Origin of the sequence: Methylobacterium sp. E-065, from assembly GCF_022829605.1 — a bacterium.
Lineage (GTDB): Bacteria > Pseudomonadota > Alphaproteobacteria > Rhizobiales > Beijerinckiaceae > Methylobacterium.
Window position 1 is genome coordinate 1 of record NZ_JAKSYD010000046.1, and the last position, 24,250, is coordinate 24,250.

The 24,250-nt window shown below is 69.9% G+C and carries 24 protein-coding genes and 1 riboswitch; of the genes, 8 read left to right on the plus strand and 16 right to left on the minus strand.

What is annotated here, in order from left to right:
* Positions 1 to 384: 384 nt before the first annotated feature.
* Entirely contained in the window at positions 385 to 768 is a 384-nt protein-coding gene (locus MKK84_RS03595; RefSeq protein ID WP_243916663.1) for a hypothetical protein, read from the plus strand.
* A 108-nt stretch (positions 769 to 876) separates the two neighbouring features.
* On the opposite strand, the gene MKK84_RS03600 is transcribed toward MKK84_RS03595, so the two are convergent.
* The 6 genes from MKK84_RS03600 to MKK84_RS03625 form a co-directional block, all read right to left on the minus strand.
* Positions 877 to 1,239 carry an STAS/SEC14 domain-containing protein gene (locus tag MKK84_RS03600; protein ID WP_243916664.1) on the minus strand — a complete coding sequence of 121 codons (363 nt, stop codon included), beginning with the start codon at positions 1,237 to 1,239 and terminating at the stop codon, positions 877 to 879.
* A gap of 77 nt (positions 1,240 to 1,316) precedes the next feature.
* Positions 1,317 to 3,512 carry a primosomal protein N' gene (locus tag MKK84_RS03605; RefSeq protein WP_243916665.1) on the minus strand — a complete coding sequence of 732 codons (2,196 nt, stop codon included), beginning with the start codon at positions 3,510 to 3,512 and terminating at the stop codon, positions 1,317 to 1,319.
* Between the two features lie 65 nt (positions 3,513 to 3,577).
* Positions 3,578 to 4,744, minus strand: coding sequence for an MFS transporter (locus MKK84_RS03610; RefSeq protein ID WP_243916666.1), 1,167 nt, complete (start codon positions 4,742 to 4,744; stop codon positions 3,578 to 3,580).
* Positions 4,745 to 4,797: 53 nt separating this feature from the next.
* On the minus strand, positions 4,798 to 5,055 hold the full coding sequence (locus tag MKK84_RS03615) for a hypothetical protein (protein WP_243916667.1): 258 nt from the start codon (positions 5,053 to 5,055) through the stop codon (positions 4,798 to 4,800).
* 212 nt (positions 5,056 to 5,267) lie between these two features.
* Entirely contained in the window at positions 5,268 to 6,563 is a 1,296-nt protein-coding gene (locus tag MKK84_RS03620) for an App1 family protein (protein WP_409566435.1), read from the minus strand.
* Positions 6,564 to 6,571: 8 nt separating this feature from the next.
* A complete protein-coding gene (locus MKK84_RS03625; RefSeq protein WP_243916668.1) occupies positions 6,572 to 6,970 on the minus strand; it encodes a DUF3775 domain-containing protein in 399 nt (132 codons plus the stop codon).
* A 363-nt stretch (positions 6,971 to 7,333) separates the two neighbouring features.
* Here MKK84_RS03625 and MKK84_RS03630 point away from each other — a divergent pair, with 363 nt between their 5' ends.
* On the plus strand, positions 7,334 to 8,770 hold the full coding sequence (locus MKK84_RS03630; protein WP_243916669.1) for a hypothetical protein: 1,437 nt from the start codon (positions 7,334 to 7,336) through the stop codon (positions 8,768 to 8,770).
* A 60-nt stretch (positions 8,771 to 8,830) separates the two neighbouring features.
* Positions 8,831 to 10,153 (plus strand): HlyC/CorC family transporter, encoded by a 1,323-nt coding sequence (locus MKK84_RS03635; protein ID WP_243916670.1) that lies wholly within the window; start codon positions 8,831 to 8,833, stop codon positions 10,151 to 10,153.
* Between the two features lie 204 nt (positions 10,154 to 10,357).
* Here the strand turns inward: MKK84_RS03635 and MKK84_RS03640 are convergent, their stop codons facing one another.
* Positions 10,358 to 11,746, minus strand: a complete 1,389-nt coding sequence (locus MKK84_RS03640) for an aminotransferase (RefSeq protein WP_243916671.1) — start codon at positions 11,744 to 11,746, stop codon at positions 10,358 to 10,360.
* 120 nt (positions 11,747 to 11,866) lie between these two features.
* On the opposite strand from MKK84_RS03640, the gene MKK84_RS03645 reads away from it, so the two are divergent.
* Positions 11,867 to 12,400: a hypothetical protein gene (locus MKK84_RS03645; protein ID WP_243916672.1), complete on the plus strand. Its 534-nt coding sequence runs from the start codon at positions 11,867 to 11,869 to the stop codon at positions 12,398 to 12,400.
* A gap of 41 nt (positions 12,401 to 12,441) precedes the next feature.
* Here the strand turns inward: MKK84_RS03645 and MKK84_RS03650 are convergent, their stop codons facing one another.
* Entirely contained in the window at positions 12,442 to 12,702 is a 261-nt protein-coding gene (locus MKK84_RS03650; RefSeq protein WP_243916673.1) for a DUF6894 family protein, read from the minus strand.
* Positions 12,703 to 12,932: 230 nt separating this feature from the next.
* Between MKK84_RS03650 and MKK84_RS03655 the strand changes: the two genes are divergently transcribed.
* On the plus strand, positions 12,933 to 13,424 hold the full coding sequence (locus MKK84_RS03655; protein WP_243916674.1) for a glutathione peroxidase: 492 nt from the start codon (positions 12,933 to 12,935) through the stop codon (positions 13,422 to 13,424).
* On the opposite strand, the gene MKK84_RS03660 is transcribed toward MKK84_RS03655, so the two are convergent.
* From MKK84_RS03660 to MKK84_RS03675, 4 genes are all read right to left on the minus strand, one after another.
* Positions 13,397 to 13,732, minus strand: coding sequence for a hypothetical protein (locus tag MKK84_RS03660; protein WP_243916675.1), 336 nt, complete (start codon positions 13,730 to 13,732; stop codon positions 13,397 to 13,399). The two genes, MKK84_RS03655 and MKK84_RS03660, sit on opposite strands and share 28 nt — an antisense overlap.
* Positions 13,733 to 13,876: 144 nt before the next feature.
* Positions 13,877 to 14,668: an ATP12 family chaperone protein gene (locus MKK84_RS03665; RefSeq protein WP_243916676.1), complete on the minus strand. Its 792-nt coding sequence runs from the start codon at positions 14,666 to 14,668 to the stop codon at positions 13,877 to 13,879.
* A gap of 46 nt (positions 14,669 to 14,714) precedes the next feature.
* Complete coding sequence (locus tag MKK84_RS03670; RefSeq protein WP_243916677.1) at positions 14,715 to 15,380, minus strand: HAD-IA family hydrolase; 666 nt, start codon at positions 15,378 to 15,380, stop codon at positions 14,715 to 14,717.
* A gap of 58 nt (positions 15,381 to 15,438) precedes the next feature.
* Positions 15,439 to 15,861 carry a hypothetical protein gene (locus tag MKK84_RS03675; RefSeq protein WP_243916678.1) on the minus strand — a complete coding sequence of 141 codons (423 nt, stop codon included), beginning with the start codon at positions 15,859 to 15,861 and terminating at the stop codon, positions 15,439 to 15,441.
* Positions 15,862 to 16,064: 203 nt separating this feature from the next.
* On the opposite strand from MKK84_RS03675, the gene MKK84_RS03680 reads away from it, so the two are divergent.
* On the plus strand, positions 16,065 to 16,778 hold the full coding sequence (locus tag MKK84_RS03680) for an alpha/beta fold hydrolase (protein WP_243916679.1): 714 nt from the start codon (positions 16,065 to 16,067) through the stop codon (positions 16,776 to 16,778).
* Here MKK84_RS03680 and MKK84_RS03685 read toward each other — a convergent pair.
* From MKK84_RS03685 to MKK84_RS03700, 4 genes are all read right to left on the minus strand, one after another.
* A complete protein-coding gene (locus MKK84_RS03685; protein ID WP_243916680.1) occupies positions 16,745 to 18,136 on the minus strand; it encodes an RluA family pseudouridine synthase in 1,392 nt (463 codons plus the stop codon). The genes MKK84_RS03680 and MKK84_RS03685 overlap by 34 nt on opposite strands.
* A gap of 170 nt (positions 18,137 to 18,306) precedes the next feature.
* Positions 18,307 to 18,681 carry a HigA family addiction module antitoxin gene (locus tag MKK84_RS03690; RefSeq protein WP_243916681.1) on the minus strand — a complete coding sequence of 125 codons (375 nt, stop codon included), beginning with the start codon at positions 18,679 to 18,681 and terminating at the stop codon, positions 18,307 to 18,309.
* 543 nt (positions 18,682 to 19,224) lie between these two features.
* Positions 19,225 to 19,563: a HigA family addiction module antitoxin gene (locus MKK84_RS03695; RefSeq protein WP_243916682.1), complete on the minus strand. Its 339-nt coding sequence runs from the start codon at positions 19,561 to 19,563 to the stop codon at positions 19,225 to 19,227.
* 534 nt (positions 19,564 to 20,097) lie between these two features.
* Positions 20,098 to 20,295, plus strand: a riboswitch (cobalamin riboswitch).
* Positions 20,289 to 20,429 carry a hypothetical protein gene (locus MKK84_RS03700; protein ID WP_243916683.1) on the minus strand — a complete coding sequence of 47 codons (141 nt, stop codon included), beginning with the start codon at positions 20,427 to 20,429 and terminating at the stop codon, positions 20,289 to 20,291. It overlaps the preceding riboswitch by 7 nt.
* 140 nt (positions 20,430 to 20,569) lie before the next feature.
* On the opposite strand from MKK84_RS03700, the gene MKK84_RS03705 reads away from it, so the two are divergent.
* The gene (locus MKK84_RS03705; RefSeq protein WP_243916684.1) at positions 20,570 to 22,756 is read left to right on the plus strand and encodes a TonB-dependent receptor; all 2,187 of its coding nucleotides are present in this window, start codon (positions 20,570 to 20,572) and stop codon (positions 22,754 to 22,756) included.
* Positions 22,750 to 24,210, plus strand: a complete 1,461-nt coding sequence (locus MKK84_RS03710; RefSeq protein WP_243916685.1) for a PepSY domain-containing protein — start codon at positions 22,750 to 22,752, stop codon at positions 24,208 to 24,210. Before MKK84_RS03705 ends, MKK84_RS03710 begins: the two co-directional genes overlap by 7 nt.
* Positions 24,211 to 24,250: the final 40 nt, after the last annotated feature.

Consider the following 24,250-nt stretch of genomic DNA (forward strand, 5'->3'; position numbering starts at 1 on the left):
ACCGATCGGTGGCGGCTTGGGTCTCTCCTCCGCTTGACGGGGAGGGGTTGGAGGTAAGGGGGGCGCAGGATCGAACGCCGCGTTTCCTTCTGAACCACCCCCACCCCTGACCCCTCCCCGCAAGGGGGAAGGGAAAAGGCGCGTCTTGAATCTCCCATCATCCGCCTGAGCACAAGCAACGCTCTGCGCTCCTGCAGGATACGGCCAAGCATCAGATCGCCCCGGGTCGACTTTCCGGCCCGACATGGCTATAAGATCTGATCACGCCGCGCATGATTGCGGCCATATTCTTGCCGCGCAATGCGTTCAGCGTAGAGTCATCCTCGATCGACGATTCTGCGTGTCGCCCAGCGCGGCACCCGCATCGCTGAAAGATTGCTCTACATGCTGAAGCCCATCGCCCTTGCGGCCCTCGCCGCCGGCCTGTCCATGCCGATCTGTGCGTCCGCGGAACCCGGCACGCATAACGGCCGGTGGTCGGTGGAGCTGGTGACCGAGAGTGGCCTGTGCAACGCCCGCTACAGCTACGCGCTGGCCATCCGGGAGGGGCAGTTGCAGCTCGTCTCCGGCAGCGCCGGAGCCCGGGTCAGCGGCCATGTCGGCGCCGACGGCGTTGTGGGCCTGAGCGTCAGCAACGGGACGGCGAGCGGCACCGGAACGGGCCGGCTGCAGGCCGGAACCGGTGCGGGCACTTGGAAAGTGTCTTCGCTCTGCTCCGGCCGCTGGACCGCGCGGCGCAGTGATACCCGCACCGCGCAGGCCGAATAGTGCGCTCTCCGCCGAAGTGGACACCGGTTCGACCGAAGAGAGCGCGTCAAAACAAGAGCTCAGAGCCGCGCACGATTGCAACGCGATCGGGCACGGCTCTAGCCGCGTTCAGGCCGCGGCGGCGAGCCAGTTGCGCGCGTCTTCCAGACGGGCGCGCTCAAACACCTTGATCTGCGTCGGCGAGACGAAGTTAAAGGTCTCGGCCAAAGCCTTCAGCCAGGGGGCGTCCGTCACCAGGGCGACGTGGCTGATGCTCTTCATCATCGAGATGCCGAAGCGCGGGTCCTTGAAGAACGCCGCCGGCTCCATGCCCTCGAAGGCGCGGATATCCTCGAGCAGCTTGATCTTGCCGCCCTTGTCGAGGTCGGACTTCATGGCGGTCATCGCCGCGTTCATCTCCTCGTCGGTGATCTTCCCGTCGACCACGATCTCGGCAACATTCGAATTCGGCGTCTTGGTGTAGGTCAGCACTGATCGCTCCTCCGGGAATCGCCCGCGTCCCGTAGCCGGTGTCCGGCCCAGGTCCGCGGCCCCTTTAGACGAGTCTCCTACAAAAAGCTCTGCGGGTCGACATCGATCGCGACCCGGACGTTGCCACGCACCTTCGGCCCCCGGGCCAGCCAAGCGCGCAGATAGCCCTGGAGATCGACGTTGCGCTCGGTCTTGATCAGAAGCCGGAAGCGGTAGCGCCCGCGGATCAGGGCCAGCGGCGCCTCGGCGGGGCCCAGCACCATTACGCCCTCCGGCGGGTCGGCGGCGCGGGCCAGCGCCTGCCCGTGCGCTTCCGCGACCGCCCGGTCGTTGGCCGAGACGATCAGCGCCGCGAGCCGGCCGAAGGGCGGCAGCCCCGCCGCCTCGCGGGCCTGGATCTCCTCGGCGTAGAACCGCTCGGCATCCCCCGACAGCAGGGCGGCGATCACCGGATGCTCGGGCTGGTAGGTCTGGACCAGCGCCCGACCGGGCTTCTCGCCGCGCCCGGCCCGGCCGGTCACCTGCTGGAGCAGCTGGAAGGTGCGCTCCGCTGCCCGGGGGTCGCCCGAGGTCAGGCCGATATCGGCATCGAGCACGCCGACCAGCGTCAGGAACGGAAAATTGTGGCCCTTGGCGACGAGCTGGGTGCCGATCACGACGTCGCATTCTCCGGCCGCCACGGCGTCGAGCTCCTGCCGCAGGCGCTCGGCGCCGCCGGGGAAGTCGCTGGACAGGACGACGATGCGCCGGTCCGGGAACAGCTCGGCGGCCTCCTCGGCGATGCGCTCGACGCCCGGTCCGCAGGCCGTGAGATTGTCGAAGGTGCCGCACTCGGTGCAGGCCTCCGGCCGGCGCTCGGCGTAGCCGCACTGGTGGCAGACCAGGGCGCGACGGAACCGGTGTTCCACGAGCCAGGTCGAGCAGTTCTTGCACTGGTAGCGATGGCCGCAGGCCCGGCACAGGGTCAGCGGCGCGTAGCCCCGGCGGTTGAGGAACAGCAGAGCCTGCTCGCCGCGCTCCAGGGTGTGCTTCACCGCGTTGACCAGCGGGGGGCTGAGGAAGCGCCCGCGCTCGGGCTGGTCCCGGCGCATGTCGATCGCCGCGATATCGGGCATCTGCCGGCCGCCGAAGCGCTCGGGCAGGAGCACGTGGCGGTAGCGGCCGCGCGCCGCGTTCACCCGCGTCTCGATGGCGGGCGTCGCGGAGGTCAGCACCACCGGGCAGCCTTCGAGGCGTCCGCGCACCACCGCCATGTCGCGGGCGTGGTAGTGGACGCCGTCTTCCTGCTTGTAGGCGGTCTCGTGCTCCTCATCGACCACGATCAGGCCGAGGCGGGCGAAGGGCAGGAACAGGGCCGAGCGGGCGCCGACCACCACCAGCGCCTCGCCCTCGGCCACTGCGGCCCGCAGGCGCTCACGCCTCTTGCCGCCGATCCCGGAATGCCAGGCCGCCGGCCTCACCCCGAAGCGCACCGCGAACCGGTCGAGGAACTGCGCCGTGAGCGCGATCTCGGGCATTAGGATCAGCGCCTGAAAACCCGCCCGGATGCAGGCCGCCACCGCCTCGAAATAGACCTCGGTCTTGCCCGAGCCGGTGACGCCCTCCAGCAGGACCGGCCGCGGATCGGCGGCCGCTTCCGGCTCGCCGGGCGGCCGGTGCCAGGGGAAACCTTCGAGCAGCGCGGTGACCGCATCGCCTTGCGCGGGCGAGAGCGGCGTCCGCGGAAATGCGGGATCGGGCCGCGGCGCGACCGGCTCGGGCTCGACCGCAACGGTCTCCAGGACGCCGTCGTCGATCAGCCCGTCGATCACCGAGGCGGAGACCCCGGCCTCCTTGGCGAGCGCGCTCTTGCCCCGCAGCGCGCCGTCGGCGGCGACCGCCAGGACCTTGGTGCGGGCGGCGGTCGGCCGCGACGGGGGCTTGTCGGTGAGGCGGACGGCGACCCGGATGGTCTCGGCGGCATTGGCCTCGTCGGGCAGGCGCAACACCATGGCGAGCGCCGAGCCCTTCGGCGCCAGCGTGTAGCGGGCAATCCAGTCGACGAGGCTGCGCAGAGGCTCCGACAGGGGCGGGTAGGGCAGGCGGCCCGTCACCGGCCGCAGATTCGAGCCGCCGGCCGTCTCGGCGAGGCCCCAGACGACGCCGACGATCTCGCGCGGCCCCAGCGGCACCTGGACCACGTCGCCGATCGCGAGTTCGAGCCCGGCCGGCACGACGTAGCTGTAGGGCGTGTCGAGGGCGAGCGGGATCAGGATCTCGGCGATAGACGGCATACTGGGCTTTTCGGGCGGCTCCGTTCCGGGTCCGTACCACAGGCTCGAAAAAAGAACCCGTGGCTTCAGCGTGGCCTCAGCCCGGGCACCAGCGGCAGGGCGGCGAGGCTCAAGGCCGCCATCGCCCAGAAGGCCGGCGCCCCGAACGCGCCGTAGAGCAGCCCGGAGGCGAGCGTCGCGAGCACGCCGGACAGGCCGAGCCCCAGGGTCCCGTAGAGGGCGAGCGCGGTGGCGCGCAGCTCCGGCGGCGTGGTCTGCTCGATCAGGCCCAGGCAGGCGAGGTGCAGGAGCGCGAAGCTCAACCCGTGCAGCGCCTCGGCGGCGGCGAGCCAGGGCACCACGACTGTCGCGCCCAGCACCGCCCAGCGCAGGGCGCCCGCGATGGCCGCCACCGCGATGCCGGCCGGAAGCCCGATCCGAGCCAGCAGGGGCGGTCCGACCAGCAGGAAGACCAGGACCTCGGCGAGAACCGAGACCGACCAGAGCAGGCCGGCGATTCCGGCCGGGATCCCGGCGGCGCGCCACAGGATCATGGCGAACCCGTCATGCATGGCGTGGGCGCCGATCACCAGGGCGGCAGCCAGCACCGTGCGGCGGAAGCGCGGGAGCACGATGAGCGCGGCGAAGCCCCGCCAGGGCGGCCCGGCGGCAACGGACTCGGTGCGGTCAGACGGCGGCAGGGCCAGGGAAGCGGCAGCCGCCGCGAGGAACAGGGTGCCGCTCGCCCAGAGGGCAGCCGCGAGGCCGAGCGCCGCGATCAGCCAGCCTGCCGCGACGGTCGCCGCGATGAAGGCGGACGAGCCGGCGGCGCGGACCCAGCCATACTGGAAGGCTGCCCCGCCCCGCGCGGCGGCCAGCGTCAACGCGTCGGCCAGCGGAGCGGGGGCGGCCGTCCCCGCCGCGTAGAGCAGGGCCGGCCCGATCAGCTGTGCGAACCCGATGCCGGGCAGGTGGGCCAGGACCGCAAGGCCCGCCACGGCGAGGCTCGCCGCCAGGATCGGGCGGGCCGCCTGCCACCGATCGGACCAGGCGCCGGCGAGTGGGCCGATGACGAGGCGCAGGGCGCCCGCTGCGGCGAGCAGCATCCCGATCGCGCCGGGATCGAGGCCGCGCATCGCCAGGAAGCCCGGCAGGATCGGCGAAAGGATACCGTAGGCCCCGTAGAGCGTACTGTAGAGGACGAAGAAGCCGACAAGGCCGCCCCTCCGCGTGCTGATCGTTCCCGCCCCCATGGGCGGAGCGTAGCACCGGTGCGAGCCCGTGTGTCAGGGCCGATGCGGGCCGGTCAGCAGGGGCGACGGACCGCGAAGCGATAGCGGCGACCCTGCGCGTCCACCAACTCGCTGTCGGGGCTCTCCTGCCAGACCACCTCGTCCTCGGGACGGGCCGCGTCGGTCAGGGTCGCGCCGCGAACGATATCGAGGCTGAGGCCGAAGCCGTAATTGGTGGCGGTCGCGTCGGTGATCGCAGCCGAGATGTCGGCCTCGTCGGGCAAGCAGGCGAACAGGACGCCGTCGGCGATCGCGAGGGTGTAGGTTTGCACGGATGGGCTCCAGCGGATTTTACGAGCATGGACCAGCATGCGAGCGGCGGAACCTAAGCATCGCAACCCGGATGTGAACCCATCCAAGCGCGATGCTGCATTGCACCATTGCGTGAGGACCAGCCATCAGCGTCCGCGATGGGCGTCGAAGTACCGGGCCACAGGGGACGCGTTCGACGCGACCAGCGCTCCGGCTGACGCGCGCGGCGCGTTCAGGCGTCGAGGCGCGGGAGCGTGGCCGGGCGTTCCGGCTCGACCACCAGGGTCGCCGGCACGGCGCCGTCGCCCGCCAGCGCCTCGGCGATCGCCTCCGGGGCAATCGGGTCCTCCGCTGCCGGTCCGGCGGGATCCGGCGTGATCCGGGCAGTCTCCCGGCGCGGCCCGGTCTCGGTGTCGGCGGCGTGCTCATCGGCGACACCAGCCACGGCTTCGCGGGCGATCAGGCCGATCGCGGCGGCGTGCTCGGCCATGGCGACACTGTCGGCGGCGAGCACGAGGCTGGACCCCGCCCGGGCGACCGCAGCGGCGAGGCGCACGATCTCCTCGACACGCCCGGAATCGCGGGAGACGTTGCGGATGTAGACCGCCAGAACCCGCCCGGGATTCTCCTCGACGATCTGCGCGTAGACTTCCGGGTCGTGCTGCCCGCTGTCGCCGATCAGCACGAAGGGCAGGTCCCGATAGAGCGCGAGCATGTGCCGGATCACCGCCTGCTTGTGGTCGGTGGCCCGACGCGGCAGCGGGTGCGTCCAGGACAGGCCCCATTCCCGCAGGAACAGCACCGGCCCGGCCGGGATACCGTGCCGTTGGAAGAATTCCGACAGCATCTCGTAGAGGCCCCAGGGGGCGCGGGAGACGTAGAGCATCGGATTGCCGTCCGCGCCGCCGACGCCCGCGTGCAGGGCCCGGTACAGGGCGGCGACGCCCGGGAAGGCGACCCGGCTGTCGGCATCCTCTACGAACAGCCGCCAGAGCATCTTCAGCTTGTTGGCGACGCCGGTGCGCATCACCGTGTCGTCGATATCGCTGACCACGACGCAGCGGCAGTTCTCGGGCGGGATGAACACCGCGCCCTCGGCCGGGATCGGCGGATCGCTTTCGAGGACCAGCTCGACCGGATGCCACGCGGCCCGCTCCGCCGGTGGGTCGTGCGGATGCAGGTGGATACGGAAATAGCCGTCGCGGTCGGTCTCGACCCGGACCGCAGCCCCGCCGAACCGGGCCGATACGGACGCCCCCGCCACGGTCCGCCGGGCGATGCGGCGGCGCAGGTCGCGCCACTGCGCCCGCAGCGAATCCGGATCCTCCCCCGGGATGCCGGGGGATTGGCGAAACACCCGCCCGATCAGGAAGATCGCCTCCCGCGAGCCGTAGCCGCGATAGGGCTCGACCACGAGCCCGCCGCGGCCCTTGCCGCCATGGCCTTGCGCCCGGCGGACCGGCCGGACGAGGACACGCAGCGCCTTGCCGGCGCCCCTGCGCACGCGGGCGCTCATGCGGGACGCCATGGCGTCGATCAGGCCTGAGGCAGCTCGGGGCTCAGCCCCAGCGCGTCCAGGCCTTCCTCCAGCAGGTCCCCGCTATCGGGCGCGCCCAGCAATTCCTTCACGGCGCCGTCGCCCGCAGCCTCCCGCTCCCGGGCGAAGCGCACCGCGTCACCCCACTCCTCCGGCTCCATGTCGCCGCGGCCGATGTAGAGCAGCGCCAGCAGCTCCGCGCGGGCATCGTCGTCGAGCCCGGCGATCATGCCGCGGACCTCTTCCTCCGTGGCATCGTCGGTGCCGGAGATCAGGACGTCCGTGGAGCCGTCGTCGATCGGGTTCGAGCCCGAATCCGGATCGGTGTTGCCCTCCTTCACCGCGATGGCGCGCAGCCGGAAAACAATGTCGGTGACGGTTTCGACGGCGATATCCATGCGGTGTGCTCCGGACGCTGAAACGGTCGGGCCCGCTGGGCCCTCAAGCGGCGACAACGGGCGAGCGGGCGCCGGGTTCGCCCTATCCTCATCGAACCGCGCCGTATCGAACCGTGCATGCGTGGTCCGCGCCCCTTTGCGGCCCCGCGTCCGTGGGCTAGAGCCAACGCGACTTCTCCGACGACCGGATCAAGACTGGCGAGTGACGTGGTTTCACAGAAGACTGCCCTCACATCGCCCGTCGATCGCGTCGCATCTCAAGTCCATCATTGCTCTTCCCGGCCCATTGCCCGGCGGCGAGCGCTGGCCCTGAGCGGACTCGGCGCGCTGGTGACCTCCGGGCTTCTCGCGCCCGATGGCGCGATGGCCCGTCCGGCCGGCTTCGAGGGCAGCGCGCCGAGCTGCTACGTGACCGGCGGCGGGGGCCTGGAGATCTGCCGCGACGGCTCGGAGGCCGAGGGCGTGCTGATCGCGCCCGCGCCCTGCGCCTTCGTGCGCGGCGTGCAGATCCTGCGACTGCCCCGCACCGAGGCGCCTGGTCCGATCCAGACCCTGTTCCAGGGCCAGACCCCGATCGCGAGCCGCCGCGACGAGCCCTGCCCGGAGCGACGCGCGATCGACAGTCGGGACGGCGGGTCCCTGCGCACGGGGCGCACCGTCGAGGCTCTGGTCACGACGCTGCCCCCCACGGCCGACCGCTTCTGGGTCGATCTGCCGGAGGAGCGCGCGAAGTCCCGCGGCTGGTCCGAGCCGACGCCGGCCGCGGAGGGGATCGGCCCACGCGACCCGATCGCGGTGGCCGGCCGCGATTGGGCCGGGGAGGCCTACAGCTACGTGTTCCTGCTCGGGCAGGAGCGGGTGGCCGTGGCCAACGCCCAGGACGACGCCCAGGACGACGGGCCGGCGCGCCGGCGGCGGCGGGCACAGTCCGATGAGGCCGGACCCGGACCGGCCGATGTCCGGCGCCGGGTCCAGATCGAGGCCCGCACCCTGGACTTCCAGACCTTCGAGATCCGCACCCGCTCCGCCGATGGCTACGGCCTCGCCTGGACGCCGTTCGAGCCCAAGGCCGGCACGAAGTCCGGTCGCGGGCGGAGCGATCCGCCGGCGCCCGCGCCGGTGATCGACGCGGCCGGCAAGCCGGTGGCCTCCGCCTGCACGGCCCCGGCCTTCGAGACGCATGGGCTCGCGGGCTCGATCAGCATCGTCGATCGCACCTATCACTATGTCTACACGGACGTGCTGCCTGAGGATTGCGGCCTCGCCCCGGAGAAGCGGCGCACGGGGCTGTACCTGCGCACCGCGCAGGACCTGTCGGGCCCGAAGGTCTGGTCGGTGGCGAAAAAGCTCGCCGGTCCGCTGCCGCCGGGGAGCCTCGTGCGGGTGGCCCGCGCCAAGGGCCTGCAGCGCTGGGCGGTGTCGTACTCCTGCCAGAGGCCGGCCAACGCCCCGGGCGGGCCCGTGGCCGATATCTGCCTGCAATACACCGCCGACACGAATCTCGACGGGATCGGCGCCCTCAAGCTCTACGCCGACCCGATCGAGGCAGGCCGCTCGCCGGCCTATCTCGGCCTGCGCTCGGGGGGCGACGGCAGCGGCCGGTTCGACCGGAGTGCCCATTTCTGGATGACGGACGCGCAGGGCAACCTCGATACGCCGTCGATCTACCCCAACAAGGCCGGCTTCCTGACCTGGCTCGACCGGCTCGCTCCCACGGCGTCGGGTCGCGACACGTCGAGCCTCTACGGCCGGCCGGTCTACTGGGCGACGTGGACGGTGCGCCGGACCGACGCGCAATAAGCGGCGCGAGCCGCTATATGGGCAGCCGACTCGCCGTACTGGGCTGGCCTGACGGAACCGATGGACACCGAAATCGACCTGTGGTTCGCCGCGAGCATCGTGGTGATCTCGCTTCTGCTCTCCGCCTTCTTCGCGGGCGCTGAGACTGCCTTCACCGCCGCCTCCCGGGCGCGGATGCATACGCTGGAGCAGGCGGGCGATCCGCGGGCGGCGATCGTCAACCGCATTCTGGCGATCCGCGAGCGCTTCATCGGCGCCATGCTGATCGGCTACAACATCGTGGCGATCGGCGCCTCGGCGTTCACCACCAGCGTGCTGACCGCCTTATTCGGCAAGAGCGGCGTGATCTACGCCACAGTCGGCATGTCGGTGCTGGTCATCGTGTTCGCCGAGGTGCTGCCGAAGACGCTCGCCATCTCCAAGCCGGACCAGACCGCCCTGGCCACGGCCCGGCCGGTCGCCTTCGCGGTGGCCGTGATGGGGCCGCTGGCGATCGCCATCGAGCAGCTGGTGCGGCTGATGCTGAAGCCGTTCGGCGTGACCATCGGCGAGCACCAGTCGATCCTCACCGCCTCCGAGGAGCTGCGCGGACAGGTGGCGCTGATGCACCGGGAGGGCGGGGTCGCCAAGGCCGAGCGCGACATGCTCGGTGGCCTCCTCGACCTGTCGGAGCTGAACGTGTCCGACGTGATGGTCCACCGCACCAAGATGCGGGCGATCGACGCCGACCAAGCCTCCGAAGACATCGTGCGCGCGGTCCTGTCCTCGCCCTACACGCGCATGCCTCTGTGGCGGGGGACGCCCGAGAACATCATCGGCGTGCTCCACGCCAAGGATCTGCTGCGGGCGCTCGACGCCGCGGGGGGTGACGCGTCCGGCCTGAAGGTCGAGGCGCTGGCGCTGGAGACGTGGTTCGTGCCGGGCACGACCTCGCTGCGCGCCCAGCTCAAGGCGTTCCTGACCAAGAAGACCCACTTCGCCCTGGTGGTCGACGAGTACGGCGAGGTGATGGGTCTGGTGACCCTGGAGGATATCCTGGAGGAGATCGTCGGCGAGATCGCCGACGAGCACGACGTGACCGTCTCCGGGGTACGCCCGCAGGGGGACGGCTCGGTCAACGTCGATGGCGGCGTGCCGATTCGCGACCTCAACCGGGCCATGGACTGGAACCTGCCCGACGAGGAGGCCACCACCATCGCGGGCCTCGTGATCCACGAGGCCCGGACCATCCCCGACCAGGGCAACGCCTTCAACTTCCACGGCTTCCGCTTTCAAGTGATCCGGAAGGCCAAGAACCGGATCACGACGCTGCGGATCACGCCGCTGACGGCGACGGGGGTGCAGGTGACCGGGCAGATCGAGGGGCCGCGCGGCGCGGTGTGAGCGCGCAGTGCGGGACCGGCGCCCGCGCCCACGACGCGCGCCTCTTACCGGGCGCATGCGGCGTGATCGGCATACGCCCGGGATTTCGCGCTGGAGTCACCGGTCGATCCGGATCGGCGCTTCGCGGAGACCTTGCGCTGGTTTCAGGATCACCTTCCACGTTCGTTCCGGGCGTCCGGGAAAGGGTTGGCCCCGAACCGGACCTCACCCCGGCATCGCCTCCAGCCCCTCGGCGCGGATCCAGTCGCGGGTGCGGTCGAGCGCCCGTCCGAGGCGGTCGAACAGGGCGTCGATCTCCTCCGGTGTGATGATCAGCGGCGGGCAGACGGCGACGCGGTCGCCGGCGAGCGCGCGCACGATCAGCCCCTCGCCCTGCGCGAAGGCCACGCAGCGGGCCGCGACCCCCTTCTTCGGATCGTATTGCCGCTTGCTCGCCTTGTCGGCGACGATCTCCAACCCACCGATCAGACCGATGCCGTTGGCCTCACCCACGATGGCGTGGTCGGCGAGCGCCGAGAGCCGACGCTGGAAGTGCGGCGCCTTCTCGGCCGCGCCCTCGATGATCTTGTCGCGCCGGTAGATCTCGATCGCCTTCAGCGCCACCGCGGCGGCCACCGGGTGACCGGAATAGGTGGTGCCGTGGCCGAAGGTGCCGAGCTTCTCGCTCTGGCTGATCATGGCCTGATAGAGCGGCTCGTCGATGCTGACGCCGCCGAGCGGCATGTAGGCCGAAGTGAGCGCCTTGGCGAAGGAGATCGTGTCCGGCCGGACGCCGAGCGCCTCGCTGCCGAACCATGTGCCGCACCGGCCGAAGCCGCAGATCACCTCGTCGGCGATGAGACGCACGTCGTATTTCGCCAGCACGGCCTGGATCGCCGCGAAGTAACCGCGCGGCGGCACGATCGCGCCGCCCGCGCCCATCACCGGCTCGGCGATGAAGGCCGCCACCGTCTCGGGACCCTCGCGCAGGATCGTTTCCTCCAGCTCGGCGGCGAGCCGGGCCGAGTAGGCCTCCTCGCTCTCACCTGCTTCAGCGCCCCGGTAATGGTGCGCGCACGCGACGTGCAGGAAGCCCGGCAGCGGCAGGTCCCAATCGGCGTGGTTGGCGGTCAGGCCGGTCATCGAGGCGCTCGCCACCGTGACACCGTGATAGCCCTTCTGCCGCGCGATGATTTTTTTCTTGTTCGGCCGGCCGAGCGCGTTGTTGTAGTACCATGTCAGCTTGACTTGGGTGTCATTGGCCTCCGACCCGGAGGACGTAAAAAAGATCTTCGAGGTCGGGATCGGCATCAGTTCCTTGAGCGTCTCGGCGAGCTCGATCCCCGGATCGTGGCTGCGGCCCGAGAACAGGTGGGTGAACGGCAGCCGCGCCATCTGCACCTGAGCCGCCTCGACGAGTTCGGCGTTCGAGTAGCCGAGCGCCGTGCACCACAGGCCCGACATGCCCTCGATATAGGCGCGCCCCTCCGTGTCGTAGACGTGGACGCCCTCGCCGCGCTCCAGCACCAGCGGACCGGTGTGCCGATGCGTCGACAGGTTGGTGTAGGGGTGGAGCAGGGTTTCGACGTCGCGGGTCGCAAGATTCGAGAGCATCGGCGGCTGATCCTCGTGCCGAGGGGATCCGCCACACTACCGACCCGATGCACCGGCAGGTAGCCCGGCGGACCCGCCTCCGGCCGTTGTCGGATGCATGCCGGACGCGCTGTATACCCGATGCTCAGTCCCGAAGCCTTCGTCGCCCAGCCCGCCCCCGGCCGCGCCTGCGGCGCCTGCACGCTCTGTTGCAAGGTCTACGACGTACCGGCGGTCGAGAGCGTGGCGGGCCAATGGTGCCGCCACACCCGGGCCGGGCAGGGCTGCGCCATCCACGCCACCCGCCCCGATCATTGCCGGGCCTTCCACTGCCTGTGGATGACCGAGACCTGGCTCGGGCCGGAATGGAAGCCCGATCGCGCCAAGATGGTGCTCGCCCTGGATCCGCTCACGCGCAACATGAACGTGCAGGTCGATCCCGGGCAGGCGAACGCGTGGCGGCGCGAGCCCTATTACGGGCAGCTCAAGCGCTGGGCCGCGGCCTCGGTGCCGCTGCACCGGCACGTGCTGGTACACGTGAACAAGACCACCACGGTCGTCCTGCCGGACCGCGACGTGAGCCTCGGGGTGGTCTCGGCGCAGGAGCGCATCGTCTCGCGGGAGCGGATGACGCCGCAGGGGCCGAGCTTCGACGTGGAGAAGGTGCCGGCCTGAGCGGCAACTCCTGTCCCCCGGCGAACGCCGTCGCTCGTCGCTCAGCGTTCCAGGGCGGCAGCCCGGCGCATCACGGGCGATTCGACGACCAGGAAGGTCATCTGGAACAGGATCAAGCCCGTATGGTCGGTGACCTCGATGCGCCAATCCTCGCCGAGGGCGATTCGGTGTGCGTCGTGCTTGAGGATGTCGCCTGCGATCCGGATGGCCTCGAGCCGGGCCGCTTGCGGGTCCGGCAGTTCGGTCCCCTCCGGATCCAGCACCGAGCAGCCATCATGGACATGAAAGTGAAAGCGCGGCATCGACATACCCTGGTCAAGTCGAGGCAGGGGGTACAGTCAGCCCTCACCCGCAGCCGCGCCGGTACTCGTTGCTGCGATTATCCGATTTCTACACAAAGCCACGGCCCATGACTATAATCCACATTAAATTTAAGTCTTCGCCCGGCCGCGACGTTGGGGTCCCAGGCCCGCGGCGACGGGGCCGGCCCGCCGACCTTGCGGCACGGCCCGGTTTGTCCGACTGATCGGGCATGACGACAGTTCATGATTTCAGCGTCACCGCCGCCGACGGGTCGCCCTATCCGCTCGCGCAGCACCGCGGCCAAGTGTTGCTCATCGTGAATACGGCCTCGCGCTGCGGGTTCACCCCGCAATACGAGGGCCTCGAAGCGCTATGGCGCCGGCATCGCGACGCCGGCCTGACGGTCCTGGGCTTCCCCTGCAATCAGTTCGGCGCCCAGGAGCCCGGCGACGCTGCCGAGATCGCGAGCTTCTGCAGCCTGCGCTACGACGTGAGTTTCCCCGTGCTCGCGAAGGTCGCGGTGAACGGATCGGAGGCCGACCCCCTCTTCGCGTATCTCACCAGCGCCAAACCCGGGCTGCTCGGCACGCGGGCGGTGAAGTGGAACTTCACGAAATTCCTCGTAGGGCGCGATGGCCGTGTCGTGGCCCGCTACGCCCCCGGCACGAAGCCGGCCGCCCTGGAGGCGGAACTTCAGGCCGCGCTCTCCGCGGCGGCGTGAGGCTGGTCCGGCGCCGCGCCGCTGCGTCTCAGGCTGTTTCCGAGCCCGCGGATCCACAGCACCGTCCGCAGGGACGCGACGGGAACGGGGCGCACCGCCTCGCGCAGGATCCCAACGAGGAAGCGGACTTCCGCAATCTTCCGCAAGGTCAGGGGCGAAGCCCCTCCGCCCCGCGCGCGATCTTCGAGGTCCACCAGTGCATCGAAGTCGTCATAGCGGTCGCGGCGCGTATCGCACGACTGCATACGCGCCATGAGCGCAGCAATCTCGCGCTCAAAAACACAGTGCAGGGGCCCGGCGATGAACATGGTCGATCCGAATTCGACGAGCCCGGACCTTAAATCAGTCTCCGCACGGTGTCAGCCGGCAGAACGGCGGTGGCCCCGCAAGTTTCCGGTTGTTGCGCGTTTGCATCGGCGCGATCGAGCGTGTCCATTTCGGCGGAGAGCGCTCTAGCGCTGAAGCGCCACCAGTTCGGCGGCGGCCTCGAATTCGGCGCGGCGCGCTTCGAGACGCGCCTCCGCCTCGGTATCGCGGCCCCAGATCGCCGCCTGATAGGTCTCGTCGACATGGGCGGCCGCCCAAGCCTCGGCCGGCGTCAGACGGCCCTTGAGCACCGCCAGGGCGATGAGCAGGGAACCGGTCAGGGTCGTCAGCGTATGCAGGCCCGCGAGGCAGAACGGGTCTGTCACCGCCTGCACCGTGGCGGAGAGTGCGCGCACGGTGTCGTCCGGCTGGGTGACGTGCATCACGCCCTCGCTCAAAATCACCCGGGCGCCGAACGTCTCCCGCGCCCAGGCGAGGATCGGATCCCAGGCCGTGGCCTGCGCCGCCACCAGCCGCTCCGGGTCCCCGGCCCGGTAGGCGACGAGATCGGTGCCGGCATAGGCGGACAGGTCGGCCGCAACCGCCGCCAGCCGGGGGGCCACACCGTCGATGGCGGTGTTGGCGAGCCGGGTTAGGGGCATCCGGGCCGGATCGATCTGCGTCTCCTGCGCCGCCCACTCGGCCGCCACCCGCTCGGCCAGCGCGCGGGTGGGCAGGCGCAGCGGGTTGCGGGCCGGCGTGTTGGCCGGACGACCATCCAGGGTCAGCCGGAATCCGTCCGGACCCTCCGAGAAGCCGGCTTCCGTGTAGAACCGGCGGGGCAGGGCGGGCTTGGCGTGGCCGCGGGCGGCCCGCACCGGATCGGGTGCCCCGTCGTCATGCGGCTGGCCGAGCCAGTCTGTCGTCTCGTCGCTCATGGGGGCGAGATAGGCCTTCCCGGGCCGGCGCGCGAGCCTCCCGGGGTCAGGGACGCGTCGCCGCAGCGTCGAACAGGCGGGCCTCCAGCGCGCCGGCGCTCGGCACCACGATGGCGGCCCCCGCTCCGTAGAGCGCCTCGGGCGGGTGGTAACCCCAGGCCACGCCCACGGATTCGGCCCCGGCGGCGACGCCCATGGCGATGTCGAAGGTGGTGTCGCCGACCATCACGGTGGCCTTCGGCCCGCAGCCGGCCTCATCCATAGCCTGCTGGAGCATGGTCGGATCGGGCTTCGACGGTGCGTCGTCCGCGCTCTGCGTGGTGACGAACCAGTCCCCCCAGCCGTGATGCGCCACCAGCCGGTCGACGCCGCGCCGGGACTTGCCGGTGGCCAGGCCGATCAGGACGTCGTCGCGGGCGTGCAGCCGGGCCAGGAGGTCGGCCATGCCGGGGAACAACGGCTCCTCGTAGGCGGGATCGAGCCGGAGCCGGTTGTAGGCCAGCTTGTAGCTCTCCGAGAGTTCGGCGATCGGCCCATCGTCGCCGACGAGGCGGCGGAACGCCTGCGGCAACGAAAGGCCCACCACCGACAGGGCCTCCCGTCGTCCGGGAGCGGGCAGGCCGATCTCCGCGAAGGCGAGACCCTGCGCCGCGACGATGAGGTGCTGGCTGTCGACGAGCGTTCCATCGACATCGAAGACCACGAGCCTCATCGCGGGCATCGAGCCCGTGGCAGGCCGGCCGATCGGACGGGGTGGGCGCCGGGCCGGGTCATGGCTTCCGGCCCGGCTGCACCGGCTGCCCGGCGGGCTGACCCGGCTGCCCGCCGGCCGGCCCTGCGGACTGACCGGCAGATGGACCGGCTTGACCGCGGGTGCGCTCGTAGCCGAGCCGGCAGCGGATCAAGAAGCGGCGGCGCTTGCCCCCGCGCAGCCCGCGCTGATGCGAGGCGCGGTTGCAGGCCGCGTAGGAGCGGCGGCGGCGCTCGACCCGGGCACTCGTGCCCGGCCGCGCCTGCGCGGGCGCCGCCTCGGCCGGCGCCGTGACCGGATGCGGCATCGTGGCCGAATGCGGCGTCGCGGTCTCGACAGGCTTCGTGCCGGCGGCCGGCTTGGACGCCTCGCCCGGGGCGGCATGCGCGATCGGCCCGACAAGGCACAGGGCGGCGAGGCAGGCCAGCATCGCGAGCTTCATGCGTCAAAGTCTCAAGCCGGGGAAGGGAGCCGCGATGGAACGGCGGCGCGGGGCAGCATATGAGGCGACGCCTCCGCTTGCCAAGACCTCGGCAAGACCCGACTCCAATCCAAGACCTTGGAAGCCCCCCAGATCGTGATGCGGAATTCACGGGCGATAGGATCGGGCGCGAGCCCAGCGGGCGACGGGACGACGATCCTGCGATGAAACTTCTGCTGCTTCCGGGCTTCATGACCGACCACGACCTGTGGTCCGATCTGGCCGACGACCTCGCGCGGGTGGGTCCGATCACGTACGGCGATCCGAGCCAGGACGCCACGATTGGCGATCTCGCCGACCGGGCCATCGCGGCGGCGCCGGACCGTTTCGCGGTGATAGGCTTCTCCATGGGCGGCTACGTGGCCCGCGCGATCGCCCGTAGCGTGCCGGACCGGGTGCGCGCCCTCGTGCTGATCGCAACCTCGGCCCGGGGCGACACGCCGGCCCAGGCGCAGCGGAAGGCCGCCGCAATCGCCCATGTGCGCCGGCAGGGCTTCGCCGGCCTCAGCCGAGGCGCGATCCTGCAAGCGGTGCATCCGGCGCGCGCGGGTGATGCGGCCCTGATCGCGCGCATCTGGGCGATGGGCGACCGGCTCGGCGGCGCGGTCTTCCTGCGTCAGGCCGGGCAGATCCGCGAGTCCGACCACGCGCAGCTCGGGCAGATTGCCTGCCCAACCCTGGTGGTCGCGGCCGCGCAGGACGCCCTGCGCAGCCGTGACGAGGCGCAGGAGCTGCGGGATGGCATCCCCGGCGCGACCCTGACGGTGATCGACGGCTCGGGGCACATGCTGCCCCTCGAAGCCCCCGACGCCTTGGCGGCGGCGATCGTGCCCTGGCTGCGGTCTCAGGCCTCCGGCGCCTCGACGATCGGATCGTAGCGGGCGGCGTCGAAGCCGAGCAGGTTCCAGCTCTGGGCCATGTGGGGCGGCAGCGGGGCGCTGACGTCGATGGGTTTGCCGGTGCGCGGGTGCGGGATCACGATCCGGCGAGCGAGCAGGTGCAGGCGGTTCTGGATCCCGCCCGGCAGCTCCCAGTTCTCGATCGAGAAGTATTTCGGGTCGCCGACGATCGGATGGCCGATATGGGCCGCGTGGGCGCGCAACTGGTGGGTGCGGCCCGTCACCGGCTTGAACGACAGCCAGGACAGCTTCTGGGCCGCCTGATCGACCATCGCGTAGTAGGTCAGCGCGTGGCTCGCGCCCTCGTCACCGTGCTTGGCGACGCGCATCCGCGCATCGGCGTCGGTCGGCTCGTCCTTGGCGAGGTAGGTCGAGACCCGCCCCTGGCGGACCCGCGGCACGCCGGCGGAGAGCGCCCAATAGATCTTGCGCGCAGCCCGCGAGCGAAAGCTCTTGGCGAGCGTCGCGGCGGCGAGCCGGGTCTTGGCAATGATCAGGCAGCCGGCGGTGTCCTTGTCGAGTCGGTGGACGAGACGGGGCTTCTGGCCGTCCGGGCCGGTCAACGCGGCGAGCAGGCCGTCGACGTGCCGGACCGTCCCGGATCCGCCCTGGACCGCGAGGCCGAACGGCTTGTTGAGGATCATCATGTCGGCATCCTCGTAGAGGATCAGCGACCGGATGAACTCGGCGTCGTCCTGCTCGCGCGCGGGGTTGCGCGGCCGTTCGGAGGGCTGGTCGAGGCGCAGCGGCGGCACGCGCACGTTCATGCCCGGCTCCAGCCGGTCGTTGGGCTTGGCGCGCTTGCCGTCGACCCGCAATTCGCCCTTGCGGACGATGCTTTGCACGCGGGTAAACGGCAGCAGCGGGAAACGAGCGGTCAGGAACCGGTCGATGCGCATGCCGGCCTCGTCCGCCTCGACCGTCAGGGTCTGCACCCCGGAGGCGAGGGTCGCGGATGCGGCGGCGCGCTGCTCGCGGCGGGTCGGGCCGACTTGCGGGGCAGGGGCCCGCTCCGTCGGGCTCGGCCGGGCGGCGGGTTTGATCGCGGACCGCGGCGGGCTTTTCCGTAGGGCGGCCTGAGCTTTTGCCTCGACCTTTGCTTCGCCGTCCGCAGCGCGGGGTGCCGGCTTCTGCGCCGCGGGGGTCGCGCGGTCGGCGGCCCCGGCGGTCCAGGGGTCGCGGGCACCGGCATCGTCGCCCCGGTTGCGAGCCGCGCGTTCGGCGGCGTCGCGGGCGCTGGTGCGGGGGCCCGTGCGGGCGCGCCCGTCCGCCCAAGGCGCACCGGGCGGGGATCTGCGCCCCTTGGGGCCGCCGCGTGAGGGGGGTCGTGTCGTCATGAATCTGCCAGAACCCGCCCCGTTGCGGACGGACCAACCGGGCGCAGCGACCTCCGCTTCGCGGGATTGTGCGCACCGAGGAAGGGGACGGTCTAGCATCGCGGACATGCCGCGGCAAAGGCAGGCGGCCGCGTTCCCAAACAACCCAGCCGGCTCAAGGCCAACCGGGGTTACGCCCGGGCGAAGCCCCGCCGGATGATCGTCGGCTGCGGAAGCTCGGCCGCCGGGTGCGCGGATCCGGCCATCGGGTCCCTCGCCTTGGCGGCGAGCTCGATCCGGAGCGCGTGGAATTGCTTGCGTGCTTCGGCGATATCGAATTGGCTTTGCATCTCCATCAGCGTCTCCATCTCGATGCCGAACACCGTCTCGATACGGAACGCCAGTTCCGCGGTCAGAGGTGCCTTCTCGTTGATGAAGTCGAACAGGTCGTGACGCGGCACGTCGAGCAGGCTCGCGGCGTCCATGACGGTGAGGTCGCGCGGCTCGATCACGTTTCGAAGAACGTAGCCGCCAGGATGGCCGGGATTTTGCAGTCGATAGACCATAATCGGCACGCCTTTCGCAAGATATACTTTTCATCGATCCATCCTTTGAACTATAGACCGAGATCAGTACCCAGAAAGCGTCCGACCTGACCGAGATCTGAAGCAGACAGCTTGACTACGCAGAATGTGGCGCAAGGTTCCACGACAGAGGCTGATCCTTGTCGGTCACCGCAAGATGCATCCAGGGAGTCGATTTTCCCCTCCGTTGCAATATCTTTACTTGCTTTGTATCTCGAATAATTTGCGCATCTTGAACGCGCGGGCGTTTCGCGCGCCGCGATATGGATGCCGCGATCTCGATATCGAAGGCATCGCCGCAAACAGGCACATGGGCCGCGCCGTGTCGCAGTCCCCATGCCCGCAGAACCGCCCCAGCTGCAATTCCCGCCGACGCACAGGCTGGATGGGATCTGCCGCCGCAGAGCCCTGAAATGCACGCGCGCCGCGGCGAGACGCGGAGCCGTTCCTGTTCCATGACGGTGAGGAACGGCTCCGCGTCATCCGCGACGGGGATGCCAGCGGGAAGGGGCCATGCCGCGACCGTCAGGCGGCCGATCGACGGCCCGACTTGCTCGGTTGCGCGTTCTGCTTGGCAACCATCTGCATCTGGGCGGCGCGCTGGCGTTGGCGCAGGAGGGTGAGGTCGAAGCGCGTCTGCATCTCCATCAGCGCCTCTGCATTGAAGCCGAAGGCTTTCTCGATCTCGAAAGCGATCTCGACCGTCAGACTGGCCCGCTCGGCGAGGAAATCCGACAACCCCTGGCGCGTCACCCCCAATGTGGCAGCGGCCCCCATGATCGTTAGATTGCGTGGCTCGAGAATCTTGCGACGGACGAAGCCGCCGGGGTGAAATGGCTTTGCCAACGTGTAACCCGTATTCATCGTTTAATCCCCAGGTTATATCGAGCGATACCCAAGTCATACCAACGTGCTTGCCGTTTCGCGGTGCGGACCAGCACTTCCAGAGTGCCGCACATGACTTGCGCGTGAAGGAGAAAAACTTTAGCTGCCCGCGTGCCCGCCGAAGATCGCGCGTTTCGATTGGCAGCGAACTCATTACAGATATGAGTTTCAGCGGATCGATTTCTGCTTACGACCTCGTTTGTCTCGAGCTTTAATACAGATTTAATTGATAAGATCATCAAGCGAGAACTGATTTAGCGAGCATACCGCCACCAGTCAAGCAATCAGGAGCTGAAACGATCCACCGATCTCTATCATTTCTTTGATGTGATCTTATTTTTGCAAAGCTGGCGAATGAAAGAGCTTGGCCAGATCCACAGCCTCCGGAAGAAATTCATTTCCGGAAGATCGAGACTCCACGTCGCCGGCATCACGCAGCCGTTGGTGGCCCGATCGGCGACTCCGCGACGGTTATCTGAGATATCCACAAGCTTGACCTTGCGGGTGGAAGCAATCAAGCTCGGCCGTGACGGTTCCCTTCGGGGATCAAAAGGGAACGCGGTGTGGGGCTCGCCCCGAGGCCGCGGCTGCCCCCGCAACTGTAAGCGGCGAGCCCTTCACCACCATGTCACTGGGTCGCGAGGCCCGGGAAGACGGTGTCAGGGCGGCGACCCGTGAGCCAGGAGACCTGCCGTCAGCCGTGGTCACACGCGAAACGCGTCGGGCGGGGTGTCCTGACGGGTGTCGAGCCGCCCGTGCGCAAGCACGGTCGACACGGCCTCGTTCGCGGTGACGTGCCACAGCAAGCGCGCCCGCGACGCCACTTCGATGTCCGTCCACGCCATCACCACCTTGCTTTTGCCCGTCCGGGAGGCCTGCGCGCACCTATGGGGCCGGAGCTTGGGAATGGCGCCGTATTTGTAATGTTATTACATTGCGAATATGGGACATGGGCAGCGCGGGCCGCGCCAGGATCCCGTTCCCCATGTCTCCATCGACGCTTCGTACCCGTTCCGGCCGGCCTGCTCCGCTGTACGGTGGCCTCCTCCTCGCACTCCTCGCGAGTCCGGGCGCCGCGCAGGAGATCGTCACGCTCGACCAGCTTTCCGTGGAAGGTGAGGGCGGAGACCCGAACCGCACCAGCCCGACCGGCCTCAACCTGCGCACCCGCGACCGGACCGCGAGCCGCCTCGGCCTGACCCTGCTGGAGACCCCCGCCAGCCTCGACATCGTGTCGGGCGAGACCGCGCGGCTGCGCGGCCAGGACACGATCGCCGAGGCCGTGACGCAGGACGCCACCGGCATCACCACGATCGCCGCGCCCGGCAACGGCAACGGCGCGTTCACCGCCCGCGGGTTCGCCGGCCCGAATTCGATCCAGCAGCTCTACGACGGCACGCGCTTCTATGTCGGCGCCAACACCGTGACCTTCCCGTTCGACACCTGGAATGTCGAGCGGATCGAGGTGCTGCGGGGGCCGTCCTCGGTGCTCTACGGCGACGGCGCCATCGGCGGCGTCATCAACGTGGTGCCCAAGAAGCCGGTCTTCGTGCCGATCAACGCCGCTCGCGCCGTGGTGGGCACGGACGGTGTGGCGCGGCTCGCCTTCGATTCCGGCGGCGGGATCGGGCAGGCGGAGTTCGGCGACACCTTCGCGTACCGCCTCAACGTCAGCGGCAACCGCGCCGATGGTTGGATCCGGCCCGAGGGCGATTTCCGCAACCTCGCGGTCTCGGCAGCCCTGCTGTTCCGGCCGAGCGCCGACCTCGCCTTCACGCTGAGCCACGATCTCGGCTACCAGGAGCCGGCCCGCTACTGGGGCACACCGCTGGTCGAAGGTCGGATCCCGGACCTGATCCGGTTCAACAACTACAATGTCCGCGACGCGAAGATCACCTGGGCCGACAACTGGACCCAGTTCAAGACCGAGTGGTCGCCCTCGGCCGACATCACGATCCGCAACACCGCCTACCGGCTCACCAGCCGGCGCCATTGGCTCGATGTCGAGCAGTATTCCTACAACCGCGGCACCGGCCTGGTGGACCGGGGCGACTACCTCGAGATCTACCACAGTCAGGAGCAGGTCGGGGATCGGCTCGACGCGACGGTCCGGGGCAGCCTGTTCGGCTTGCCGAACCAGTTCGTGGCCGGGTTCGACGTGAACCACATCGATTTCCGCCACACCAACAACTTCACTTTCGACCAGAGCACCAGCGTGCCGCTTACCGGCTACGATCCGGGTTTCTTCCCGCAGAACGGTCGGGCCCGTCCGGCCTATGCCACGCAGACGAACCAAGCCTCGGTCTTTGCCGAAGACCGCGTGACCCTGTCGGAAAAACTCTCGTTCCTCACGGGCGTGCGCCTCGACGTGCCGACGCTGAACAGGGAGGATCTGCAGACCGGTTCGCGCTTCGAGAAGACCTACCGGGCCCTCGGCTACCGGTTCGGCCTCGTCTACAATCCGACGCCGGACAGCGCGCTCTACGCCCAGTACAGCGTCGCGACCGATCCGGTGAACAGCCTGATCACGCTGAACCAGTCGCTGGCCGGCTTCAAGCTCGCCACGGGCGATCAGGTCGAGATCGGCGCCAAGGGTCTCGCCTTCGGCGGCGCCCTGGAATGGACGATCGCCGGCTACCGGATCGCCAAGGACAACCTGATCTCGGCGATCCCGGGGCAGCCGACGCTGTCCACGCAGGTCGGAAGCCAGTCCTCGCAAGGGTTCGAGCTGGCGCTCGGCTGGCTCTTCGCCCCAGGCTGGCGGCTCGACGGCAACCTCGCGCTCCTGCACGCGCAATACGACCGGTTCGATCAGTCAGTGGGCGGCGCCACCGTCTCGTATGCCGGGAACCAGCCGATCGACGTGCCCGAGCGCGTCGCCAATCTCTGGCTGACCTGGGATGTCGCACGCGACTGGACCGCACGGGTCGGGCTTCAGAATGTCGGCCAGGTCTACAGCGATTTCGGCAACACGGCGCGGCGGCCGGCCTACAACCTCGTCAACCTCGTGCTCGATCATCAAGTCACGGAGGCGTCGCGCCTGTCGCTGCGGGTCTACAACCTGTTCGACAAGGTCTACGCGATCTCGGGCAACGCCGTGAACGGGGTCGGGACCAATTGGCTGCTCGGGCGCCCGCGCTCGGTCGAGGTCGCCTACACGGTGACGTGGTGAGGCTGTCGCGGCGGCTCGGTAAGGCGGGCCTCCGCTGGCTGCTGCTGTTCCACCGCTGGGCCGGCATCGCCGCGGGGCTGTTCTTCGCCCTGTGGATCGGTTCCGGGCTGGTGATGCTCTACGTGCCGTTCCCGACGCTCACCGAGGCCGAGCGCCTGGGGCGGCTGACTCCAATCGCCTGGGATCGAGTCGCGGTCTCACCGGACGAGGCGCTCCGCGTCAGTGGCCTCGGCGGCGTACCCGCTGCCTTCACCCTGGAGATGCAGGGCACGGAGCCGGCCTACCGGATCGAAGGTCAGGATAGCGCCCGCGCAACGGTCTCGGCGCGGACCGGTGAACGGCTCGGCCCGCTGACGCCCGAAGATGCGCGGCATCTCGCGGCCCAGGGGGCTCCGGACGCGCGGGTCGAGTTGGTCGATCGCGACCAGTGGACGGTCACGGCCCGGTACGATCCGCTCCGCCCCTTCCTGAAAGTCGCCCTCGGCGACCCGGCGGGGACCGAACTCTACCTTTCGCAAAGAACCGGCGCAGTCGCCCTCGATACGACCCGGTTCGAACGGGGCTGGAACTGGGTCGGCGCGGTGACGCACTGGATCTACCTCACGCCGCTGCGCGCCCGCGCGGAGCTGTGGCGGACGGTGCTGTTGTGGCTCTCCGGCTTCGCGGCCCTCGGCGCGCTGAGCGGAGGCGCGATCGGGATCTGGCGCCTGCGCCTCCGGCGCCGCTACGCGGGCGGGGCCGTGACGCCCTATCGCGGGCTCGCGCGCTGGCATCATCTGCTCGGCCTCGCGGGCGGTTTCGGGCTGAGCGTGTTCATCGTCAGCGGCTGGATCTCGATGAACCCGAACCGCTGGTTCGCGTCGACCAGTCCGCCCGCTGCGTTGCGAACCGCCTATGCAGGATCCCCGCCGGCCCTCGCGCTCGACCCGCAACGCCTGCGCGATTGCGCCGTGCCAAACACCCGCGCCTTGCGCTTCGCGGCGATCGGCGGACGCTGGTGGATCGTCGCCGAGGCGCCGGACGGACCCCGAACGGTCGGGGCGGACGGCGCGACCGTGCTGGACGTGCGCACCATCGCGTTGGCCGCAGCGGGCGAATTTGCGGACGGCCCCCTCCGGTCGATCCGCTCGCTGACGGCCTACGACGCCTACTGGTATCCCCACGGGACCGATCCGCGGCCGCTTCCGGTGTTGCGCCTGCGCTTCGGCGATCCGGCCGCCACATGGCTCCACGTCGATCCCCGGGACGGCACGATCCTCCAGCGCCTGGACCGCTCGGGCCGGATCAACCGCTGGCTGTTCAACGCCGCGCACCGGCTCGACCTGCCGGGGCTCACCGGCGACCGGCCCCTGCACGACGCGGCCCAGTGGGTGCTGAACTTGCTGGCCGCGGGGATCGCGGTGACGGGGATCGTGGCAGGCTGGCGCAGGCTGCGCCGGACCCGCTCGGCGTGAGGATGATCCCACACGCTTCGCGGGGCGGTTGCCATGACGC

Bases quoted from the DNA above. Each gene is read 5' to 3' on its own strand.
- MKK84_RS03620 (WP_409566435.1), bottom strand. From the start codon at position 6,563: ATGGCGTCCCGCATGAGCGCCCGCGTGCGCAGGGGCGCCGGCAAGGCG.
- MKK84_RS03680 (WP_243916679.1), top strand. From the start codon at position 16,065: ATGAAACTTCTGCTGCTTCCGGGCTTCATGACCGACCACGACCTGTGG.
- MKK84_RS03605 (WP_243916665.1), bottom strand. From the start codon at position 3,512: ATGCCGTCTATCGCCGAGATCCTGATCCCGCTCGCCCTCGACACGCCC.
- MKK84_RS03655 (WP_243916674.1), top strand. From the start codon at position 12,933: ATGACGACAGTTCATGATTTCAGCGTCACCGCCGCCGACGGGTCGCCC.
- MKK84_RS03700 (WP_243916683.1), bottom strand. From the start codon at position 20,429: ATGGCGTGGACGGACATCGAAGTGGCGTCGCGGGCGCGCTTGCTGTGG.
- MKK84_RS03690 (WP_243916681.1), bottom strand. From the start codon at position 18,681: ATGGTCTATCGACTGCAAAATCCCGGCCATCCTGGCGGCTACGTTCTT.
- MKK84_RS03670 (WP_243916677.1), bottom strand. From the start codon at position 15,380: ATGAGGCTCGTGGTCTTCGATGTCGATGGAACGCTCGTCGACAGCCAG.
- MKK84_RS03595 (WP_243916663.1), top strand. From the start codon at position 385: ATGCTGAAGCCCATCGCCCTTGCGGCCCTCGCCGCCGGCCTGTCCATG.
- MKK84_RS03610 (WP_243916666.1), bottom strand. From the start codon at position 4,744: ATGGGGGCGGGAACGATCAGCACGCGGAGGGGCGGCCTTGTCGGCTTC.
- MKK84_RS03695 (WP_243916682.1), bottom strand. From the start codon at position 19,563: ATGAATACGGGTTACACGTTGGCAAAGCCATTTCACCCCGGCGGCTTC.
- MKK84_RS03640 (WP_243916671.1), bottom strand. From the start codon at position 11,746: ATGCTCTCGAATCTTGCGACCCGCGACGTCGAAACCCTGCTCCACCCC.
- MKK84_RS03660 (WP_243916675.1), bottom strand. From the start codon at position 13,732: ATGTTCATCGCCGGGCCCCTGCACTGTGTTTTTGAGCGCGAGATTGCT.
- MKK84_RS03685 (WP_243916680.1), bottom strand. From the start codon at position 18,136: ATGACGACACGACCCCCCTCACGCGGCGGCCCCAAGGGGCGCAGATCC.
- MKK84_RS03630 (WP_243916669.1), top strand. From the start codon at position 7,334: ATGGCCCGTCCGGCCGGCTTCGAGGGCAGCGCGCCGAGCTGCTACGTG.
- MKK84_RS03635 (WP_243916670.1), top strand. From the start codon at position 8,831: ATGGACACCGAAATCGACCTGTGGTTCGCCGCGAGCATCGTGGTGATC.
- MKK84_RS03675 (WP_243916678.1), bottom strand. From the start codon at position 15,861: ATGAAGCTCGCGATGCTGGCCTGCCTCGCCGCCCTGTGCCTTGTCGGG.
- MKK84_RS03625 (WP_243916668.1), bottom strand. From the start codon at position 6,970: ATGGATATCGCCGTCGAAACCGTCACCGACATTGTTTTCCGGCTGCGC.
- MKK84_RS03665 (WP_243916676.1), bottom strand. From the start codon at position 14,668: ATGAGCGACGAGACGACAGACTGGCTCGGCCAGCCGCATGACGACGGG.
- MKK84_RS03705 (WP_243916684.1), top strand. From the start codon at position 20,570: ATGTCTCCATCGACGCTTCGTACCCGTTCCGGCCGGCCTGCTCCGCTG.
- MKK84_RS03645 (WP_243916672.1), top strand. From the start codon at position 11,867: ATGCTCAGTCCCGAAGCCTTCGTCGCCCAGCCCGCCCCCGGCCGCGCC.
- MKK84_RS03650 (WP_243916673.1), bottom strand. From the start codon at position 12,702: ATGCCGCGCTTTCACTTTCATGTCCATGATGGCTGCTCGGTGCTGGAT.